Source organism: Pseudomonas sp. URIL14HWK12:I12 (assembly GCF_003097135.1).
Lineage (GTDB): Bacteria > Pseudomonadota > Gammaproteobacteria > Pseudomonadales > Pseudomonadaceae > Aquipseudomonas.
On the sequence record NZ_QEQL01000004.1, the window covers coordinates 443,099 to 463,102 of the forward strand.

At 66.1% G+C, this 20,004-nt stretch carries 17 protein-coding genes and 1 pseudogene; 15 read left to right on the forward strand and 3 right to left on the reverse strand.

The window, feature by feature from the left end:
• The first annotated feature begins 49 nt into the window (after nt 1–49).
• The 14 genes and pseudogenes from ccoN to F474_RS14885 all read left to right on the forward strand — a co-directional run.
• On the forward strand, nt 50–1,456 hold the full coding sequence (ccoN, locus tag F474_RS14820) for a cytochrome-c oxidase, cbb3-type subunit I (RefSeq protein WP_097084859.1): 1,407 nt from the start codon (nt 50–52) through the stop codon (nt 1,454–1,456).
• Nucleotides 1,453–2,067: a cytochrome-c oxidase, cbb3-type subunit II gene (ccoO, locus tag F474_RS14825; protein ID WP_097084858.1), complete on the forward strand. Its 615-nt coding sequence runs from the start codon at nt 1,453–1,455 to the stop codon at nt 2,065–2,067. The genes ccoN and ccoO overlap by 4 nt, the downstream gene beginning before the upstream one ends.
• Complete coding sequence (locus F474_RS14830; protein ID WP_097084857.1) at nt 2,067–2,222, forward strand: cbb3-type cytochrome c oxidase subunit 3; 156 nt, start codon at nt 2,067–2,069, stop codon at nt 2,220–2,222. Before ccoO ends, F474_RS14830 begins: the two co-directional genes overlap by 1 nt.
• Nucleotides 2,219–3,160 carry a cytochrome-c oxidase, cbb3-type subunit III gene (ccoP, locus tag F474_RS14835; protein ID WP_097084856.1) on the forward strand — a complete coding sequence of 314 codons (942 nt, stop codon included), beginning with the start codon at nt 2,219–2,221 and terminating at the stop codon, nt 3,158–3,160. Before F474_RS14830 ends, ccoP begins: the two co-directional genes overlap by 4 nt.
• Entirely contained in the window at nt 3,157–4,416 is a 1,260-nt protein-coding gene (gene ccoG / locus F474_RS14840) for a cytochrome c oxidase accessory protein CcoG (RefSeq protein WP_097084855.1), read from the forward strand. The genes ccoP and ccoG overlap by 4 nt, the downstream gene beginning before the upstream one ends.
• Entirely contained in the window at nt 4,413–4,931 is a 519-nt protein-coding gene (locus F474_RS14845) for a FixH family protein (protein WP_097084854.1), read from the forward strand. The genes ccoG and F474_RS14845 overlap by 4 nt, the downstream gene beginning before the upstream one ends.
• Nucleotides 4,928–7,309: a heavy metal translocating P-type ATPase gene (locus F474_RS14850; RefSeq protein ID WP_097084853.1), complete on the forward strand. Its 2,382-nt coding sequence runs from the start codon at nt 4,928–4,930 to the stop codon at nt 7,307–7,309. The genes F474_RS14845 and F474_RS14850 overlap by 4 nt, the downstream gene beginning before the upstream one ends.
• On the forward strand, nt 7,306–7,497 hold the full coding sequence (ccoS, locus tag F474_RS14855) for a cbb3-type cytochrome oxidase assembly protein CcoS (RefSeq protein ID WP_097084852.1): 192 nt from the start codon (nt 7,306–7,308) through the stop codon (nt 7,495–7,497). The genes F474_RS14850 and ccoS overlap by 4 nt, the downstream gene beginning before the upstream one ends.
• The gene (locus F474_RS14860; protein ID WP_097084851.1) at nt 7,487–8,182 is read left to right on the forward strand and encodes a sulfite exporter TauE/SafE family protein; all 696 of its coding nucleotides are present in this window, start codon (nt 7,487–7,489) and stop codon (nt 8,180–8,182) included. The genes ccoS and F474_RS14860 overlap by 11 nt, the downstream gene beginning before the upstream one ends.
• Nucleotides 8,183–8,424: 242 nt before the next feature.
• Nucleotides 8,425–9,825 (forward strand): DinB family protein, encoded by a 1,401-nt coding sequence (locus F474_RS14865; RefSeq protein ID WP_097084850.1) that lies wholly within the window; start codon nt 8,425–8,427, stop codon nt 9,823–9,825.
• Complete coding sequence (locus tag F474_RS14870; RefSeq protein ID WP_165830322.1) at nt 9,822–11,102, forward strand: KamA family radical SAM protein; 1,281 nt, start codon at nt 9,822–9,824, stop codon at nt 11,100–11,102. Before F474_RS14865 ends, F474_RS14870 begins: the two co-directional genes overlap by 4 nt.
• The gene (locus F474_RS14875) at nt 11,099–12,514 is read left to right on the forward strand and encodes a class I tRNA ligase family protein (protein ID WP_097084848.1); all 1,416 of its coding nucleotides are present in this window, start codon (nt 11,099–11,101) and stop codon (nt 12,512–12,514) included. Before F474_RS14870 ends, F474_RS14875 begins: the two co-directional genes overlap by 4 nt.
• A gap of 3 nt (nt 12,515–12,517) precedes the next feature.
• On the forward strand, nt 12,518–13,702 hold the full coding sequence (locus tag F474_RS14880) for an MFS transporter (RefSeq protein WP_097084847.1): 1,185 nt from the start codon (nt 12,518–12,520) through the stop codon (nt 13,700–13,702).
• A gap of 54 nt (nt 13,703–13,756) precedes the next feature.
• Nucleotides 13,757–14,266, forward strand: a pseudogene (locus F474_RS14885) (cytochrome c); the annotation flags it as partial.
• 75 nt (nt 14,267–14,341) lie between these two features.
• Here the strand turns inward: F474_RS14885 and F474_RS14890 are convergent.
• The 3 genes from F474_RS14890 to F474_RS14900 form a co-directional block, all read right to left on the reverse strand.
• On the reverse strand, nt 14,342–15,634 hold the full coding sequence (locus tag F474_RS14890) for a DEAD/DEAH box helicase (RefSeq protein WP_097084845.1): 1,293 nt from the start codon (nt 15,632–15,634) through the stop codon (nt 14,342–14,344).
• 72 nt (nt 15,635–15,706) lie between these two features.
• Nucleotides 15,707–16,696 carry an AraD1 family protein gene (gene araD1, locus F474_RS14895; RefSeq protein WP_097084844.1) on the reverse strand — a complete coding sequence of 330 codons (990 nt, stop codon included), beginning with the start codon at nt 16,694–16,696 and terminating at the stop codon, nt 15,707–15,709.
• 13 nt (nt 16,697–16,709) lie between these two features.
• A complete protein-coding gene (locus F474_RS14900; RefSeq protein WP_097084843.1) occupies nt 16,710–18,029 on the reverse strand; it encodes an MFS transporter in 1,320 nt (439 codons plus the stop codon).
• 180 nt (nt 18,030–18,209) lie between these two features.
• Between F474_RS14900 and F474_RS14905 the strand changes: the two genes are divergently transcribed.
• Nucleotides 18,210–19,949 carry an IlvD/Edd family dehydratase gene (locus tag F474_RS14905; protein WP_097084842.1) on the forward strand — a complete coding sequence of 580 codons (1,740 nt, stop codon included), beginning with the start codon at nt 18,210–18,212 and terminating at the stop codon, nt 19,947–19,949.
• Nucleotides 19,950–20,004: the final 55 nt, after the last annotated feature.

The following is a 20,004-nucleotide window of genomic DNA, read 5'->3' on the forward strand; positions in this document are numbered from 1 at the left end:
CTGGCGCATTACCCATACTGCTGGCCGCCCGAAGCCCTTGGACCCTTGCATGCACGCCGCCTCTCCGCCCCCGGCCTACAACTACCACGTGGTGCGCCAGTTCGCCGTGATGACCGTGGTGTGGGGCATAGTCGGCATGTCGGTGGGAGTGCTGATCGCCGCGCAATTGGTGTGGCCACAGCTGAACTTCGACCTGGGCTGGACCAGCTTCGGTCGGCTGCGCCCACTGCACACCAACCTGGTGATCTTTGCGTTCGGCGGCTGCGCGCTGCTGGGCACCTCTCTGTACGTAGTGCAGCGCACCTGCCAGGCGCCGCTGATCAGCGACCGACTGGCCAGCTTCGTGTTCTGGGGTTGGCAGGCGGTGCTGGTATCGGCGCTGATCACTCTGCCACTGGGCTACACCACCTCCAAGGAGTATGCCGAGCTGGAATGGCCGGTGGCACTGCTGCTGGCGGTAGTCTGGGTGGCTTACGCCTGGCTGTTCTTCGGCACCGTGGCACGGCGCAAGGTGCCGCACATCTACGTGGCGAACTGGTTCTACGGCGCGTTCATCCTGGTGATGCTGATGCTGCACGTGGTCAACCACCTGGCACTGCCGGCGGGCTGGTTCAAGAGCTACCCGATCTACGCCGGCGCCACCGACGCCATGGTGCAATGGTGGTACGGCCACAACGCGGTTGGGTTTTTCCTGACCACCGGGTTTCTGGGGATGATGTACTACTTCGTGCCCAAGCAGGCCGGCCGGCCGGTGTATTCCTACCGGCTGTCGATCCTGCACTTCTGGGCGCTGATCACCCTGTATATCTGGGCAGGGCCTCACCATTTGCACTACACCGCCCTGCCCGACTGGGCGCAGAGCCTGGGCATGGTGATGTCGCTGATCCTGCTGGTGCCGAGCTGGGGCGGCATGCTCAACGGCATGCTGACCTTGAACGGCGCCTGGCACAAACTGCGTGACGACGCAGTGCTGCGCTTTCTGGTCGTGGCGCTGGCGTTCTACGGCATGAGCACCTTCGAGGGGCCGATGATGGCGATCAAATCGGTCAACGCATTCACCCATTACACCGACTGGACCATCGGCCACGTGCACTCCGGCGCACTGGGGTGGGTGGCGATGATCACCATCGGCTCTACCTACCACCTGGTTCCTCAGGTGTTCGGCCGCCCCGGCATGCACAGCCTGCGGGCGGTGCACCTGCACTTCTGGCTGGCCACCGTGGGCACGGTGCTGTACGTGACCAGCATGTGGGTCAACGGGCTTATCCAGGGCCTGATGATGCGCGCGGTCAACGATGACGGCACCCTCACCTACAACTTCATTCAAGTGGTGGCCGCCAGCCACGCCGGTTACCTGGGCCGGCTCGCCGGCGGGGCCTGTTTCGCCAGCGGCATGCTGGTGATGGCCTGGAACACCTGGCGCACCGTGCGCGCCCGCCCGCAGGTGGCAGCATGAGCGGCGGCCACCAGCGCCTGGAAAAACACCTCGGCTTGCTGGCGCTGATGATGATGCTGGCGGTCAGCATCGGGGGCCTTACGCAGATCGTGCCGCTGTTCTTCCAGCCGGAAGTCACCCAACCGGTCGAAGGCATGACACCGCGCACGGCGCTGGAGCTCGAAGGCCGGGACGTGTTCATCGCCAATGGCTGCGTAGGCTGCCACTCGCAGATGATTCGCCCGCTGCGCGCCGAAACCGAGCGTTTCGGCCATTATTCGGTGGCCGGTGAAAGCGTGTGGGACCACCCCTTCCTCTGGGGCTCCAAACGCACCGGGCCAGACCTTGCCCGCGTGGGGGGGCGCTACAGCGACGACTGGCACCGCACGCACCTGCGCGACCCGCGCAGCCTGGTGCCCGAATCGGTGATGCCCGCTTACGCCTTCCTAGAGCGCAACCCTATCGACGCCAGCGCCACGCCGCGCAAGCTGCGCGTGCAAAGGGACCTGGGCGTGCCCTACACCGACGAAGACATCGCCGACGCCTCAGCCGCAGTGCGCGGCAAAACCGAGATGGACGCGCTGATCGCCTACCTGCAAGGGTTGGGTACCTCCGTGGCGAGTAAACGCTAATGAGCGCAGGCACATTGCGAGGCCTAGGCACCCTAATGGTGTTGCTGGCGTTCGCCGGGCTGTTCCTCTGGGTGTTCAGCCCAAGGCGCAAGGTGCATTTCGACGAAGCGGCACAGTTGCCCTTCAACGACGATGACCAGGAGCCGCGCCCATGAGCACCGGCTGGAGCCTGTACATCACCGTGCTCACCCTCGGCACCCTGGCCGCCATGGCCTGGCTGCTCTGGGCCGGCACACGCCCACCACAACACCACGAACCATTGAGTTGGGATGGCATCGAGGAGCAGGATCACCCGCCTCCGCGCTGGTGGGTGTGGCTGTTCATTGCAACGCTGGGGTTCGCCGTACTTTACCTGGTGCTTTACCCAGGCCTTGGCAACTGGCGCGGGTGGCTGCCCGGCTATGAGCAAGCCAGCGCCGGCACCCCATTCAGCGATGGCCGCCAGGGCTGGACCGCCGTGCACGAATGGGAGCAGGCCAATGCCCAGGCCAACGCTCAATTGGCGCCTTGGCTGGCCCAACTTGCGGCCCAACCGATCACCGAACTGGCCAAAGACCCAGCAGCCCTGCGCATGGGCGAGCGACTGTTCGCCGAACGCTGCGCCCAATGCCATGGCAGCGATGCCGGCGGGGGCCCAGGGTTTCCCAACCTGGCAGACAGCCACTGGCGCTGGGGCGGCAGCCCCGAGCAGATCTACACGTCGATTCTCAACGGCCGCGACGGTGTTATGCCGCCCTGGCAAGCGGTACTGGGCGACCAAGGGGTCGCCGACGTTGCAGCCTATGTACTGCAATTAGGCAATCGGCCTGCACCGGCGGCGGCAACCGCCGATGCCCAGCGTGGCCAGGCGCTTTACACGCGCACCTGCATCGCCTGCCACGGGCCGCAGGGCAAGGGCCAGCCGCTGCTCGGCGCACCTGACCTCAGCCAGCCCGGCGCATTCATCTACGGCAGCGACTACGCTGCGGTACGCCAAAGCATCGCCTTGGGCCGCCACGGGCAGATGCCGGGCCAGAGGGCAGCCTTGGGCGATGAACGGGTCAAAGTGCTGGCCGCGTATGTCTGGCAACTGTCGCAGGCGCCTGCGCCATGATCCGCCCCCGGGTGATCGACGGCCGCTACCGGCGCCTGCGGTTCGTGAGCGGCGGGTTGCTGTTGGCGCTGTTTTTCGGCGCCCCCTGGCTGCAGTGGGGCGGGCGCCAGGCGCTATGGTGGGACCTGCCCGGCCGCCAACTCCACCTCGGCGCTTCCACGTTCTGGCCGCAAGACCTGAGCCTGCTGGCCGGGGTGCTGGCAGCCGCGGCGTTCGGGCTGTTCGTGGCCACGGTGTATGCCGGGCGCATCTGGTGCGGCTACGCCTGCCCGCAGAGCCTGTGGTTGTGGATGTTCCACTTCTGCCAGCGGGCCACCGAGGGTCGCCGCGGCCGGCCAACCCTGCCCCGCCGCCTCGCCAAGCACAGCCTGTGGTTGCTGCTGGCGCTGGTCACCGGGTTTACCCTGGTCGGCTACTTCAGCCCGATCCGCCAGTTGCCTCAGCACCTGGGCCTGAACGCCGCAAGCCTGTGGCTGGGGCTGGTGACGCTGGCCACCTGGCTCAACGCCGGCTGGCTGCGCGAGCAGGTGTGCGTGCACCTGTGCCCCTATGGCCGCTTCCAGAGCGTGATGCTCGACCGCGACAGCCTGATCGTGGCCTATGACGCCACCCGTGGCGAGCCACGTGCGCACCTGGGGCAAGGGGGTGATTGCGTGGACTGCACCCTGTGCGTGCAGGTGTGCCCTACCGGCATCGATATCCGCGACGGCCTGCAGGCGGCGTGCCTGAGCTGCGGCGCGTGTGCCGATGCCTGCGACAGCGTGATGCGCAAGCTGGCCAGGCCCGAGGGGCTGGTGCGCTACGCCAGCGAGCACGCCCTGGCAGGTGCGCGCACGCATTGGCTGCGCCCGCGCCTGCTCGGCTACGTGGCAGTGCTGATGCTGATAAGCGCAGGCCTGGGCTGGGCCTTGGCTCAGCGACCGCTGCTGGCGCTGGACGTGAGCAAGGACCGCTTGCTCTATCGCCAAAGCGCCGACGGCCGCCTGGAGAACGTCTACCGCCTCACCCTGGCCAACAAGACCGACCGGCCACGCCACTACCGGCTTACCGCCAGCGGCCCGGTGGGGCTGGAGCTGCAGGGCGCTACACAGGTCGAAGTGCCCGCGCAGAGCCAGGCCAGCCAGCCGGTGCGGCTGGTGCTGGGCCAGCAAGCGCTGGCCGGTGGCAGCGCGGTGGTGCAGTTCATCGCCACCGACACCGAAGACAGCACACGCAGCGCATACGCTGAAAGCCGCTTCACCGGGCCGCAACCATGAAGCCGACCGCACCGTGGCACCACCATCGGTGGCCGTGGATCATTCTGCTGATGATGGCCAGCTCGCTCGGTGGCACCTTGCTCATGGTCGGCCTGTCGCTGTATGGCGGCGACGGGCTGGTGAACGACCATTATTACGAAGCGGGCCTGGGCATCAATCGCAACCTGGAGCGCGAACACCTGGCCAAGGCGCTGCAATTAGGAGCGCGGCTACGGATCGAAGGCAGCCAGGTGCAACTTACCCTGAGCGGCCAGAGCCTGCCGCCCACGCTGCAACTGAGCCTGCTTTCTCCCACCCTTCCCGACCAGGACACCCACCTGCAACTGGCGCCCACCGGCCTGCCTGGCCATTACCAAGGCAAGCTGCCTCATGCAGTAGGGGGCCGGCGCCTGGTCGAACTGCTGGGCGAGCACGGCCCGGCCACCTGGCGCCTGCTCGAAGAGCACAGCCTGGTACCCGGCCAACCCATTACGCTCGGCCAGCAGCCGCTGGCCGGGGAGCTGCGTGCACCATGACGCCCTGCTTCCACTGCCAGTTACCCGTGGCGGGCAACGCGCCGTTTCGAGCCTCGGTCGCCGGCCAGGAACAGGTATTCTGCTGCCCGGGCTGCCGGGCGGCCGCCGAGGCCATCGAAGGGGCTGGCCTGGGGGCGTTCTACCAGTACCGTGAGGGGCCATCGATCAACCCGCGACAACTGCCACTGGGCCCTGCGCTGGCGCCGATGGACGACCCCGCCGTGCAAGCCGGCTTCGTTCACCAGGATGGCCCTTGGCGGGAAGCGACCTTGCAGGTGCGCGGTATCACGTGCGCCGCCTGCGCCTGGCTGATCGAACACCACTTGGCCGCCCTTGCCGGGGTCGGCCACGCACGGCTGAACCTGGCCAACCATCGCCTGAGCTTGCGCTGGCACAGTACCGAGCAGGCACTGAGCCGGCTGCTTGATGCGCTACAACGGCTAGGCTACAGCGCCGAGCCATGGGTCATTGGCAGTGCCTCGGCTGAACAGGTTCAAGGCAATCGCCAGGCACTGCGGCGGATCGGCGTGGCCGGCCTGTTCTGGTTCCAGGCCATGATGGCGACCATGGCCACCTGGCCGGCTTTCAATCACGACCTCTCGGCCCAGTGGCATGCGTTACTGCGCTGGGTGGCCTGCCTGCTCACGGTGCCGGTGCTGGCCTACAGCTGCGGGCCGTTTTTCCGCGGTGCCGTTATCGCCTTGCGCCATCGGCAGGTGAGCATGGATGTGTCGGTGTCGCTGGCACTGGCGGGGGCCTTCGCCGCCGGCGTGTACACCGCCAGCACCGGCGAGGGCGAGCTTTACGTCGACACCGTGGGGATGTTCGCCTTCTTCCTGCTCGGGGGCCGATACCTCGAACAACGGGCGCGGCAGCACAGCGCTCTGGGCGGGTTGGGCTTGGTGAGAGCGTTGCCGTTGGTGGCGCAGCGCTTGCTGGGCAGCGGCGAGGCCGAACAGGTGCCACTGGCCCAACTCGCCGTCGGTGACCGGGTACGCGTCCCGCACGCAGGCCAATTGCCTGCCGATGGAGAAGTGATCGAAGGCCCGGCCCACCTGGATGAAGCGCTGATCAGTGGTGAAGCCGAGCCCCGCCTGCGCCAGGTGGGCGAACCTTGCCTGGCGGGCACGCTCAACCTGGGCCCGGCGTTCGTGCTGCGGGTAACCGCGATTCACGGGCATACGCGGTTGTCTGCCATCGGCCGAGTGCTGGCGCGGGCCCAGGCGCACAAGCCACCTTTGGCGCGCTGTGCCGATCGTGCTGCCCAGGCCTTTTTGCTGGTGAGCTGGGCGTTGGCACTGTTGGTGGGGTTGGCCTGGGCCTGGGCCGAACCTGCACGGGCGCCATGGGTGGTGCTGGCGATGCTGGTAGCGCTGTGCCCTTGCGCAGTGTCGCTGGCGTTGCCGATGGCCTTCGCAGCAGCCACTTCGGCGATGCAACGGCTTGGCCTGCTGGTGGTGCACGGGCACCTGCTGGAAAGCTTGAACAACATCGACACCCTGGTGCTCGACAAAACCGGCACGCTCACCGTTGGGCGGCCCTGTGTGCACCGGGTCGAGCCCTTGGGTGACTGGGCCGCCGAAACGGTGCTGGCCTGCGCGACAGCGCTCGAGGCTGGCAGTGCGCACCCCGTGGCGCAGGCGTTCGGGCCCTCGACGCTTGCCGTGCAGCACTGGGCCGAGCAACCCGGGCTCGGGGTACAGGGGGTGATCGACGGGCGGCCGCTGTATTTCGGCCAGCCAGCGTTCGTGGCCAGCGCTGGGGGCTTGCGCGAGCCCACACCGCCGGACGCCTCTTGCCAATGGTTGCTGCTGGGCAGCGATGCCGGGCCGCTGGGGTGGGTGGGCCTGCGCGACCGATTGCGTGACGACGCGCAACCGTTGGTGGCGTGGGCCCGGGCCCGCCGTTGGCAGGTGCTGATGCTATCGGGTGACCCCTCCGCTGCCGTTGCAGAGGTCAGCGGCCAGCTAGGCATCGACGGCCGTGGCGGGCTGAGCCCGGAGGCCAAGCTCAACGCCCTCCAGCAACTGCATGACCAAGGGCGATGCGTGCTGGTGCTGGGCGACGGTGCCAACGATGCCCCGGCACTGGCCGCCGCGCACCTGAGCATCGCCATGGGTCGGGGCGCCGACCTTGCTCAAGCGCGCGCTGACGCCGTGTTGCTCAATGAGCGGCTGAGTGTGATTCCCCAGGCTTTCACCATTGCCCGCCGCAGCCGCCGCATCCTGCGCCAGAACCTGGCATGGGCAGCGGCATATAACCTGGTGGTGCTGCCCTTCGCAGCCCTTGGCCTGATCACCCCTGGCTGGGCAGCGCTGGGCATGTGTGCCAGCTCGTTGCTGGTGGTCATCAACGCGCAACGGCTGGGCCGGCCATGACCGCGCTCTACTGGCTGATCCCCGCCGCGCTGGTAATGTTGGGCCTGGCGCTGTGGCTACTGTTCTGGGCTATCGGCAGTGGCCAGTACGATGACCTCGAGAGCCCGGGTAAACGCCTGCTGTTCGATGAACACGACCCGGCTCATCACGCTGCTCAGCCAACCCGGCAGCCGACCGATGAGCCTTGAGCTGCTGCCGATGCTGGCCAGCGCCGCCTTGCTGGGCCTGCTCGGCGGGGGGCACTGCATCGGCATGTGCGGCGGCTTGATGGGCGCACTCAACCTGGGCCTGGCCCCGCGCTCACCCCGCCACCGCCTGCTGCTGTTGCTCGCCAGCCAACTGGGCCGGGTGCTGAGCTATGCCCTGGCCGGCCTACTGATCGGCCTGTTGGGCATGGCCGCGGCCCATAGCCAGGCACAGGCCCTGAGCGGCATGCGCACGCTGGCAGCGCTGCTGCTGATCGCCATGGGCCTGTACCTGGCCGATTGGTGGCGCGGGCTCGTGCATCTGGAGCGGCTGGGCCAGGGGCTGTGGCGCCGGTTGCAGCCCTTGGTTCGTCGGCTGCTGCCAGTGCGTAGCGCCTGGGCGGCGCTGGCCCTGGGCGCCGTGTGGGGGTGGCTGCCGTGCGGGCTGGTCTACAGCAGCCTGATGTGGGCAGCCAGCCAGGGCGATGCGCTGACCAGCGCCGGCTTGATGATGGCGTTCGGCGTAGGTACCTGGCCTGCGTTGCTCATGGCGGCACTGGCAGGTCACGGTGCTCTTGGCTGGCTGCGCAGGCGCAAGGTACGCATGGGCGCCGGTATCTGGGTCATAGCTTTCGGGGTCTGGAGCCTGCCGTGGTGGCACGGCGCGGGGCATGCACTGGCGCACTAGCCAAGGCGGCCGGGTTCATAATTCGATACAAAATAGTAAATATTTATTTGGCGCCATTTAAATGGCATGCACGCTGCCGGCTAGAGCCTCTGCTCTATTTTCAGGCTTGGCCTGATTGCTTCTTGCTGACGCCCCCCCTGCTTGCACGCGGCGCCTACCGATCCAAAACTGATGCAGGCCTGTTCCCCACCCAGCAGGTTCGGCCAAGGCCCGAACCGCGACCGTGAAGCAAGGAGCCCGTCATGATCGATTGGAAGCACGCTGACGATTTCTATGCCAACGCTCACCGTGCCAGCGGCAAGCCAGTTCTGCTGCTGGTACACAACCCTGAGTTGCCCAGCAGCCAGGCGCTTGCCCAAACACTGGAGTCGCTGGCCCAGGAGGGCAACCTCATGAGCCAGTTCTTCGCCTTGAAAGTGTGTGCTCTGGACCCTTCTGCCAACGAGCGCCGCCTGATCGACCGTCACATCTTCGTCGCCTCCCCTGTGCTGCAGGTGCTCAACCCCGACGGCAGCCGTAGCCATGAATGCCGCTACGTGCCGCGCCATACCCGCCACAGCAAGGGCTACCGCTATACCCATGCAGAAAACGGCGGCAGCTTCGACTTGCAGCGGCTCGAAAGCCAGCTACGCATTGGCCTGGCCAAATATCACCATTTCAATGGCGCCACCGACCGTGCCCTGCACATCGCCCAGGCGCTGCTTCGCGAGAAGGGCGATGATCGCAATGCGCTGGAGCAGGCCTGGGTCATCGCGAACTGGGCGCCCGAGAGCCGCGCCAGCTTCCTCGACGCCCGCCTGAACTACAACGAACTGACAGAGGCCGTTACCCACCTGTTGGCTAGCCTGTGCCGCATCGAGGACTGCCGGGTGATGGCGCCGTGGCCGTTCTCCGACGGCGAAGGTGACTGGCGCTGGTACACCGACTGCGTGCGCGAGCTAGCATTCCAGGTGTACCAAGAGCTCGTCAGCGCGGCCCAGGCAATCGAGCTTGCGGTAGCGCCGCGCAGAGCCAACCCCCGCACCCACGCGATCCTCGCCAACTGGCATGCCAGCTACCGTAAGCTGCAGGCTGACTTCATCGGCGTACCGGATGCGATGCTCGATGCCACCCCACTCGAGCACGAGCGCAGCCTGCGGGAAAACCTGGTGCATTGCCTGTTGTGCGAAGGCAGTGCCCACGGTTTGCAGATTCTCAACACGCTGCAACCCGAGGCGGCAAAAAGCTTCGAGGCGCATCAGGCCGAGGTCGGCGAAGCCACCGCCGACATCGGCCCGGGCTCTGCCTTGTTCTCGCAATACGAACAGGTGCACCAACGGCTGCTGGCGCAACTGACCGGCATCACCGACGCTCAACTGGCCCTGCGCTCGCGTTGGTGGGAACCGGAGCCTGTCACCCTGAAGTTTCGCCTCGACCGGCTCGGCTGGCATCTGCAAGATCACCTCTGCACCCACCGCAAGCTGCTCGCCGAATTGGGTTTCAAACCCCGGCAGGTGCATACCTTCGCCCAGGTGATCTTCGAAGGCATGGCCCAGGTGGAATGCGCGGCACTGGGGTTCGAGCAATACCTGCAGCCGCAGCTCGCGGCCCTGGTGGCGATGCTCAACAAGCGCGCCACCGAATGCGTGGCGTTCGCCGGATGAACGAGCCACTTTTCTGGCAACGGTTGAGGCAGTACCGCGATGTCGAGCGTTCGGCGTTCCTGTGCGAGCGCTGGCAATTGCGCAATAGCCTGCGAAGCGCCGAGCGGCTTTACGACTTCATTCGCATGGAGGCGTCCCAGGCGCTGGCCGATGATTTTGCTGCCTCGCTTGCGCATAACCCGATGCAGGTCAGGTTGACGCCGTATGTGCTCGCACTGATCGATTGGCAGAACGCAGCCAGCGACCCCCTTCGCCGGCAGTTCATACCGTTAGCCAGCGAATACGTGCCCGATCACCCGGCGTTGGCCCTCGATAGCCTGAGCGAGCACCGGGACTCCCCTGTGCCTGGCGTGGTTCACCGCTACCCGGGCAAAGCACTGTTGCTGGCCACCCGCAGCTGCCCGGTGTATTGCCGGTTCTGTACCCGCAGCTACCTGGTGGGCGGCGACACCGCGGCGGTCACCAAGGCACATGAAGTGGCCACGCCGAACCGCTGGCAGCAGGCACTGACCTACATCCGCGACACCCCGGCCATAGAGGACGTGGTAGTCAGCGGTGGCGACGCCTACAACTTGCCGGCCCGGCACTTGTGGCCGTTGCTTGAGGCGTTGCTTAACATCAAGCACGTGCGCCGGGTGCGTGTGGCAAGCAAGGCGCTGGCGGTGCTGCCCTGCGCCTTGCTCGACGAGTGCGGCTGGAGCAGTGCGCTGATCGCGGCGCAACAACTGGCACGCGAGCAGCGCAAGCAGTTTTCACTGCAGACCCATTTCAATCATGCACGGGAGATCACCTGGATCACCCGCCTGGCCGCCGACGCCCTGTTCGACCGGGGCATCAGGGTACGCAACCAGACGGTGCTGCTGCGCGGCGTGAACGATGAGCCGCAGGGCCTCGGCGCGCTGCTGGAAGCGCTGGTGGCCATCAACGTCGAGCCTTATTACGTTTATCTGCACGACCTGGTGCCCGGCAGCGAAACCCTGCGCACGCCCTTGAGTACCGCCATCAGGCTGGAAGAGGCCCTGCGCGGGCGCACGTCAGGGTATGAGTTTCCCCGGTTCGTGGTTGACCTGCCCGGTGGCGGCGGCAAACGCCATGTGTGCTCGTTTCGGCATTACGACCCAGGCCTGGGGGTTTCACTGTTTCGCGCTCCGGCTATCGACCCCGAGCGGCGCTATTACCACTTCGATCCGCTGCCAGCGCAAGCCTCGCACCCTGCCGCCCTGAGCCGCCTGATCGAGGCCTTCGACAACGCCCACCCACAGGCACTGGCACGATGAAAAGTTACTTGCTGGTCGGCGCCATGCCGACCCCCAATGGCGGGCTGCACCTGGGGCACCTGGCGGCGCAGTTCCTGCCACTGGACATCTTCGCCCGCTACCAGCGCCGCCAGGGCCACCGCGTAGGGTTTTATGGCGGCTTCGATGTTTACGACAACGCCATCAGTGTGATCGCCCGTGCCCACGGGGTAACGCCCCAGGCCATGGCGCTTCGAATGCAGGCGCAGATCCAGCGCGAACTGGGCTATTTCCACATCGAGCTGGATGCGCTGATCAATTACCTGGCGCCGGAGCAGCGCCAGCAGAGCCTGCGTGCCCTCGGCCAAGCCACACAGCAGCTGGCACCCTGGCTGCAAACCCGGCAGGTCCGCTATCCGTTCACCGCCGGCGGCGCGCCCATCGCCGGTAACTGGATCGGCGGGCGTTGCAAGTACTGTGGCGAGCCGGCCAAGGGTTACAGCTGCGACACCTGCGGCATCTCTATCACGCCGGAGGACTTCGACGACATTCACATCACCGCGGCCCGCCAAGGCGAGCCCATCCAGTGGCAAGCCCGCGAGGTGCTTTACGTGGCGGTGCCCGAGGTGGACCTCAACGACTACCTGGCGGCCCAGCCGCTGCCAGCCGGGGTGAGGCAGCAGTGCCGCGTGCTGGCCGGCACGCGCCCTGGCAGGTATCAGTGGACCGGCATCGACGACTGGGGCTTGTTCCTGCCTGGGCAGGGGCCAGGCCAGGTATTTTTCAACCGCAACTTCACCCTGATCGAGCAGTTGTTGATCGGTGAGCGGTTCGAGCGCCAGCACGGCCAGGCGCCTTTCAGGCCGCACAGCCCGGTTCACAGTATTCTGGCCTACGGCAAAGACAACGCCGGGCTGCTGCTGATGGACCTGCCGCATATTGCACTGGCCACCGGGCTGGTGGCGCCCTATCGGCGGCACTGGGTGAGCCCGTTCTACCAGTTGGCCGGGCGCAAGATGTCGACCGGGCAGCAGCACGCGCTATGGCTGGCCGAGCTGATGGCCGAAAGTGCGCCGGCGGATGCCACGCGCCTTTACCTGAGCAGCCAGCACAGCGCCGAGCACGATGTCGAACTGAGCCTGAAGGGCCTGCACAGGCAAGCGCGGCTGTACCGCGACCTGCTAGGGCTGATTGCTCGCTTGCGTGCGATCGGGCCGGCGAGCGATGCCACCAGGCCGCTGTGCGCCCCCCTCGCAGCGCTGGCCGAACAGGTTCATGCCCTGTTCGAGCAACCTCTGCCTGCCTGGCAGCAGTACCACGCGCTGCTCGCCGACTGCTGCCGCCTGGGCGCCGGCATCGATGGCGCCCACGCGGCGCAGCAATGGCTGGCCACCTTCGCCCGCTGCTTCGGCGCCCTGGTGCCCGATGCCGCCACGCTGGCAGAGGCTCGCTGAACCATGGCGAACCGGCAACAACGCAGCTTCGTGATCAGCGCCGCTCTGGACAACCTCGGCGATGGGCTGATGACGGTGCTGTTTCCGTTGATGATGCTGGCCGTTACCCAGGACCCCCGGCTGTTCTCTTTGATCTATCTGACCAAGAGCGCCGCCTCGGCGGTGTTTTCCCTGCTGGCCGGGCACCTGCTGGATGTGGCGCCGCCACTGCGGGTTACACGGGCGGTGCGCTGGGTGAGGTTGATCGGCGTGGGCATGTTGATGATGGCCGAGCCGGCCCTGCCTGGGTTGCTGCTGTGCGCGTTCATCGTCGGCGCCAGCGAAGTGTTTCTTGAAAACGCCACGCAAACGCTCACCCTGGGGCTCTACCCCGCCCACGCCCTGGCCGGCATCAATCGCACATTGCAGTCGCTGGAGTATTTTCTGGTGTTCTTTGCCGGCCCCTTGGCCGGTGCGGCGCTGTATGACCAGCGCCCAGCCTGGGTGCTGTACCTGGCGGTGCTGGCCTATGGGTTGTCGATGTGGATGTTCCGCAACGTGGCCAGCCCACCGCCGTGCACTCACCGTGCAGCCGGCGGGCACCACTGGAGCGAGGGCGCTCGCTACCTGGCCGGCCACAGGCCGCTGCGCCTGCTGTGCACCTACGCTGCCGGCTTCTGCACCCTGCTCGCCAGCCTGATGGCGGTGCTGCCTTTGATCATTGCCAGCCAGGTCGAGCAACCTGCACTGCCAACGGGGCTGGTCTACGCAGCCAATGCGGCGGGCTTCGTGCTTGCGTCTTGCCTGGCGCCGGGGCTGGCTCGGCGATTGGCGGTGGGCGACCTGTTGCTCGGTTCACTGCTGATGGCCACAGCCGGCAGCGCGGTGATGGTTGCCAGCAGCAAGGTACCCGGCCTGCTGCTGGGCATGTTCCTGCTCGGCGCCGGCATGGGTGCCTGGGCCTGCATTGCGGTGACCTGGCGGCAACGGCTGATTCCCCGGCCGATTTTTTCGCGGGTCAATGCGCTTTACCGGCTCAGCTCATGGCTGGGCCTGTGCCTGGGCGGCTACCTGGGCGGGGCGGTGTATCGCCACCTCGGCTACCCGGCTTTGCTGATGGGGACACTGGCTGTGGGGGCGACCCTGGCGCTGGCGTTTTACCGGGTGCGGGCTGCCATGGTCGATCCTGAGCACGGAACCGCAGGCTGAATCCCGCCTCTGAGCTTGTGCCCGCGTGCACTTGCAAGGAATCCGCGCCCAATGATCAAACCGCTGCTGGCGACTGCTTGCCTGATACTGGCCACGCTGCTGGCCCTCGCACTGTGGCCGACCCGCACACCGCCGTTGCAAGCGCCCGCTGAGCTGTCGAGCAGCCACTGGCGCGCGCAGGGGCAGTATCTGGCTGTCGCCGGCAACTGCGGTGGCTGCCACACCGCGCACGGTGGCCAGCCCTTCGCCGGGGGCCTGGGGCTGCCCACCCCGATCGGTACGGTGTACAGCACCAACATCACCCCAAACCGGCAGCATGGGATCGGTGCCTACAGCCTGGAAGATTTCAACCGCGCGCTACGCCATGGCATCGCAGCCGACGGCCACAGCCTGTACCCGGCCATGCCCTACCCGTCTTATGCACACCTGAGCGATGAAGATGTGATCGCGCTGTATGCGTACTTCATGCAAGGGGTGGCGCCGGTGGAACAGGCGAACAGGGCCAATGACGTGCCGTGGCCGCTGTCGATGCGCTGGCCACTGGCAGTGTGGAGAAAGTGGTTCATGACGGCCGATTGAGCGCAGCAGCGCAGGTTGATGCATCGCGCGGCGTGGCCGCGCGCCTGCAGCTGCCCCTACCTAGCGTTTGCGCAGCGGGGCCATTCCATCAGCACTGGCCAGCGGCTTGCTGGCCGGCTTGCGCTTGGCTGCCGGCTTGGCTGCAGCGCCTTTTTTGTCGGTCTTTTTCTTCTTGGTGCTTGCCGCCTTGCCTGACGCCTTGACCTTCTTGGGGCCGGTGTAGCTGCCGGCCACTTCCTTGATCACCCGGCGCTCGAACTGCTGCTTGAGGTAGCGTTCGATGCTGGACATGCGGTTCCAGTCGGTGTGGCAGATCAGCGAGATCGCCAGGCCCTGCTCCCCGGCACGGCCCGTGCGGCCGACCCGGTGCACGTATTCGTCGCCGCTGTGGGGCAGGTCGAAGTTGATGACCAGGTCCAGCCCGTCGACGTCCAGGCCCCGTGCAGCCACGTCAGTGGCCACCAGCACCTTGGCACCGCCCTGCTTGAGGCGCTCGATGGCGTGCTTGCGATCTTTCTGGTCCTTGTCGCCGTGCAGCACGAAGACCTTGTAGTCCATCGCCACCAGGTGCCCGTAGATGCGGTCGGCCATGGCACGGGTGTTGGTGAACACGATCGCCTTGCGGTAGGTTTCGTTGCTCAGCAGCCACTGCACGATCTGCTCTTTGTGCGCCGGGTGGTCGGCGGTGATGATCTGCTGGCGGGTGTTTTCGCTGAGGTCGGCGACGCTATTGACCATCAGGTGCAGCGGGTCCTTGAGCACCTTGCCGATGATCTCGCGCAGCGCAGCGCCACCGGTGGTGGCAGAGAACAGCAGCGTCTGCTGGCGGCTAGCGCACTCGTTGCAGAGGCGCTCGACATCTTCGGCAAAGCCCATGTCGAGCATGCGGTCGGCTTCGTCGAGCGCCAGCACTTCGACCCGTTCCAATTCCAGGTTGCCGGCGTTGAGCTGCTCGAGCAGCCGGCCCGGGGTGCCGATCAGGATGTCGGGCACCTTGCGCAGCATGGCAGCCTGCACCTTGAAGTCTTCACCGCCGGTGACCAGCCCAGCCTTGACGTAGGTGTAGCGCGCGAAACGCTCCACTTCCTTGAGCGTTTGCTGGGCGAGCTCGCGGGTGGGCAGCAGGATGACGGCGCGGATATGGGTGCGGCGCTCGGTCAGGTCGACCAGGCGATTGAGGATCGGCAGGACGAACGCGGCGGTCTTGCCGCTGCCGGTTTGCGCGGTCACGCGCAGGTCGCGGCCCTTCAGTGCTGGCGGCAACGCCTCGACCTGCACGGGGGTGGGCTCGACAAAGTTGAGCTCGGCCACGGCTTTGAGCAGGCGTTCATGCAGGTCGAATTGGGCAAACACGGAAAAGCTACCTCGGTGCGGGGAGAAACGACCGCCAAGAATACCGTGTTTGCCCGCGCGCCGCGAAAGCTTTTACAGCGCCTTCACGCCGCCCGGCACAAAGGCCTCGGTGCTGTTACCCAAGGGGTTGCGCAGGGGCTCACCGAACTCGGCCAGGCTCACCTCGAAACTGTCGCCCTGCTCTACCTTGATGCCGTCTGCGAACGACAAGGTGGCGGTGCCGAAAAAGTGCACATGCACATCCCCCGGCCTAAGGAACTGGGCGTATTTGAAATGATGGAACTCCAGGTTCTCGAAGCTGTGGCACATGTTGGCCGCGCCACTGAGAAACGGCTTTTCCCAGATGACCTGGCCACCGCGCAGGATACGGCTGGTCCCTTCGAGGTGCTCGGGCAGTGCGCCCACCCGCAGCTCCGGCCCATAGGCGCAGGCGCGCAGTTTGGAGTGGGCCAGATACAGGTAATTGCGCCGCTCCATCACATGGTCGGAGAATTCGTTGCCCAGTGCGTAGCCGAGCCGGTAAGGCTTGCGGTCCGGGCCGATCAGGTAGAGGCCAGCCAGCTCCGGCTCCTCACCGCCGTCTTCGGCAAAAGGTGGCAGCGGCAGCGGCGCACCCGGGGCCACCACGATGCCGCCATCCCCCTTGTAGAACCATTCGGGCTGCACACCCGCCACGCCGGCTGCGGGCTTGCCGCCCTCCACGCCCCACTTGAAGATCTTCATGCTGTCGGTGAGGCCGCCTTCGTCGGCGCCCTGGTGCATCTTGTCGCGGGTGGCGGCACTGCCCAAATGAGTGAGCCCAGTGCCGGTCACCAGCAGGTGAGCCGGATCTGGGTGGTCCAGCGGCGGCAGCACGCGCTGCTGCTCCAGCAACCCGGCGTAGTCGCAGGCTTCGCCCAGGCCCAGGCGCTGCACCTGCTCCTGCAGGCCGGTGCCGCGCTCGATCGCCTGCAGCGCCAGCTCGCGGGTGCTCTGCACCCCTTCGACAGACCGTACCTGGCCGCCTTCGACCACACCCACGCGGCGCTCGCCAGCGGGGTTTGTAAACTGAATCAAACGCATCGAACTGCCTCCTTCAACTCAAACGGGAACGGGCGCTGGCGGCGAAACGCTCAGGCGGCAACGCATGGCGGCGCTCCAGCACACGGTAGACGAACACGGTCAGCAGCAGCCCCAGCAACATCACCCCGGCCAGCAGGAACAGGCCGCTGGCCAACGACCCGGTCCAGGCCTTGAGCGCACCGATCAGGAATGGGCCCAGGTAGCCACCGAGGTTGCCGACCGAGTTGATTAGCGCAATCCCGGCCGCGGCACTGGCCCCGGCGAAAAACCGCCCTGGCAGTGTCCAGAACACCGCCGTGCAGGAAAACAGCGCAAAGGCTGCGGCGCACAGGGCCGCCAGCTGTGCTACGGGGGCTGAGAACCAGGCCGCGCCCGCCAGGCCGATTGCCCCCAGCAGGTAGAGGCCGCCCAGGTGCCCGTAGCGGTCATTCAGGCGGTCGGAGCTGCGCGGCACGATCAGCAGGCCAAGGATGCCGAACACATAGGGCACCGAAGAAACGAAACCGGTGGTCAGGTCGGAGCCGCCAAATTGCTGGATCAAGGTCGGCAACCACAGCCCAAGGCCGTAGATGCTCAGGGTCACCGGCAGGTAGTAGAGCGCCAGCAGGAGCACTCGGCGGTCTTTCAGGGCATGCAGCGGGTTGCCATGGCGGGTCTGGCCGAAGGCGGCGAGGTCCTTGCGCAGTTCCTCGGCCAGCCAGTTTTTCTCCGCCTCGCTGAGCCAGGCCACCTGGCGCGGGCCGTCAGGCAGCCAGCGCAGGGTGGGCCAAGTCAGCAGCATCGCCGGCAGGCCAATGGCAATGAACAGCCATTGCCAGCCGTGCAGCCCGCCCAGCCCCTCAAGCCCAAGCAACGCACCGGCCACCGGCCCGGTGATCATCATCGCGATAGGCTGGGAAAGAATGAACAGGCCCATGATCTTGCCGCGGTGGCGCACTGGGTACCACTGGGTGATGTAGTAGAGCACGCCAGGGAAGAACCCGGCTTCGGCTGCGCCCAGCAGAAAGCGCAGGGTATAGAAGCTCCAGGGCCCCTGGATCAGGGCCATGGCGCAGGTGATTGCGCCCCAGGTGATGAGGATGCGGGCGAACCAGCGCCGCGCGCCGAAGTGCTCCAGCCACAGGTTGCTGGGCACCTCCAGCAGGAAGTAACCGATGAAGAACAGGCCGGCGCCCAGCCCGTAGGCGGCGTCGCCGATGCCCACGTCCGCGCTCATGTGCAGCTTGGCAAAACCCACCGCCGACCGGTCGACGTAAGCCACCAGGTACAGCAGCACCAGAAAGGGAATCAATTTAAGGGTGATACGGCGTATCAGCGCCAGTTCCTGGCTCATGGGGCGTCTCCGTGTTGTTGTTCTTGTGGGCACGGTTGCAAACGGTACGGCCTGTCGAGAGGCCGTTTTGAAAGACTATATAGTCTTACTATTTAAACCACAACAGCTTCCAAATTGGTTTTTCAGCGCCTATATTGGGCGTAGTTCGAATAATTAAGTCTTACAATAAGAGAGCCCGCCATGCCTGACAACAAACCCACCCTGCGCTCGGCCCAATGGTTCGGTACCAACGACAAGAACGGCTTCATGTACCGCAGTTGGATGAAGAACCAGGGCATCGCCGACCACCAGTTCCATGGCAAGCCGATCATCGGCATCTGCAACACGTGGTCCGAGCTCACCCCCTGTAATGCGCACTTTCGCCAGATCGCCGAGCACGTCAAACGGGGCGTGCTAGAAGCCGGCGGCTTCCCAGTGGAATTTCCGGTGTTCTCCAACGGTGAGTCGAACCTGCGCCCCACCGCCATGCTGACCCGCAACCTGGCCAGCATGGACGTTGAAGAGGCGATCCGCGGTAACCCCGTGGACGGCGTGGTATTGCTGACCGGCTGCGACAAGACCACCCCTGCCCTGTTGATGGGTGCCGCCAGCTGCGACGTGCCGGCCATCGTGGTCACCGGCGGGCCGATGCTCAACGGCAAGCACAAGGGCCGCGACATCGGGGCGGGCACTATCGTCTGGCAGATGCACGAGGCTTATAAGGCCGGGCAGATCAACCTCGATGAATTCCTCTCCGCCGAGGCCGGCATGTCGCGCTCGGCTGGCACCTGCAACACCATGGGCACCGCTTCGACCATGGCGTGCATGGCCGAAAGCCTTGGCGTTTCTTTGCCCCACAACGCCGCCATCCCGGCAGTGGACTCGCGCCGCTATGTGCTGGCGCACCTCTCTGGCATGCGCGCGGTAGAAATGGTCAACGAAGGCCTCACCCTCTCCAAGGTGCTCACCCGCGAAGCCTTCGAGAATGCCATCCGTGTGAACGCTGCCATCGGTGGCTCGACCAACGCAGTCATCCACCTCAAGGCCATCGCCGGCCGCATCGGCGTGCCGCTGGAGCTGGACGACTGGACCCGCGTCGGCCGCGGCACGCCGACGCTGGTGGACCTGCAGCCTTCCGGGCGTTTCCTGATGGAAGAGTTCTACTATTCAGGGGGCCTGCCCGCAGTGCTGCGCCGCCTGGGCGAGCACAACCTGCTGCCGCACCCTGAGGCGCTCACGGTCAATGGCAAGACACTGTGGGAAAACGTGCGCGAAGCGCCCATCTACGGCGACGACCAAGTGATCCGCGCCATCGACAACCCCTTGGTCGCCGACGGCGGGATCTGTGTGCTGCGCGGCAACCTCGCCCCCGGCGGCGCCGTGCTCAAGCCCTCGGCCGCTACACGTGCGTTGATGAAACACCGCGGCCAGGCGGTGGTGTTCGAGCACTTCGAAGACTACAAGGCCCGCATCAATGACCCGGACCTGGCTGTCACCGCCGATTCGATCCTGGTCATGAAGAACTGCGGCCCCAAAGGTTACCCCGGCATGGCTGAAGTCGGCAACATGGGCCTGCCGGCCAAGCTGCTGGCCCAGGGGGTAACCGACATGGTGCGCATCTCCGATGCCCGCATGAGCGGCACGGCCTACGGCACCGTAGTGCTGCACGTCGCCCCCGAAGCGGCGGCCGGCGGCCCGCTGGCTGCCGTGCGCGAAGGCGACTGGATCGAGCTCGATTGCAGCACCGGCCGGCTGCACCTGGACATCACCGACGAGGAGCTGGCCGCACGCCTGGCCGACTGGCAGGCGCCTCAGGGCGACGGAATGATCGGCGGGTACCGGCAGCTGTACATCGACCATGTGCTTCAGGCCGACCAAGGTTGCGACTTCGATTTTCTGGTGGGCTGCCGGGGGTCGAAGGTGGCGCGGCATTCCCATTGAGGGGTGGGCAGGCAGTTTTCATACAAAGCCTGGGCTATGATGGTCGCCCGTCCGC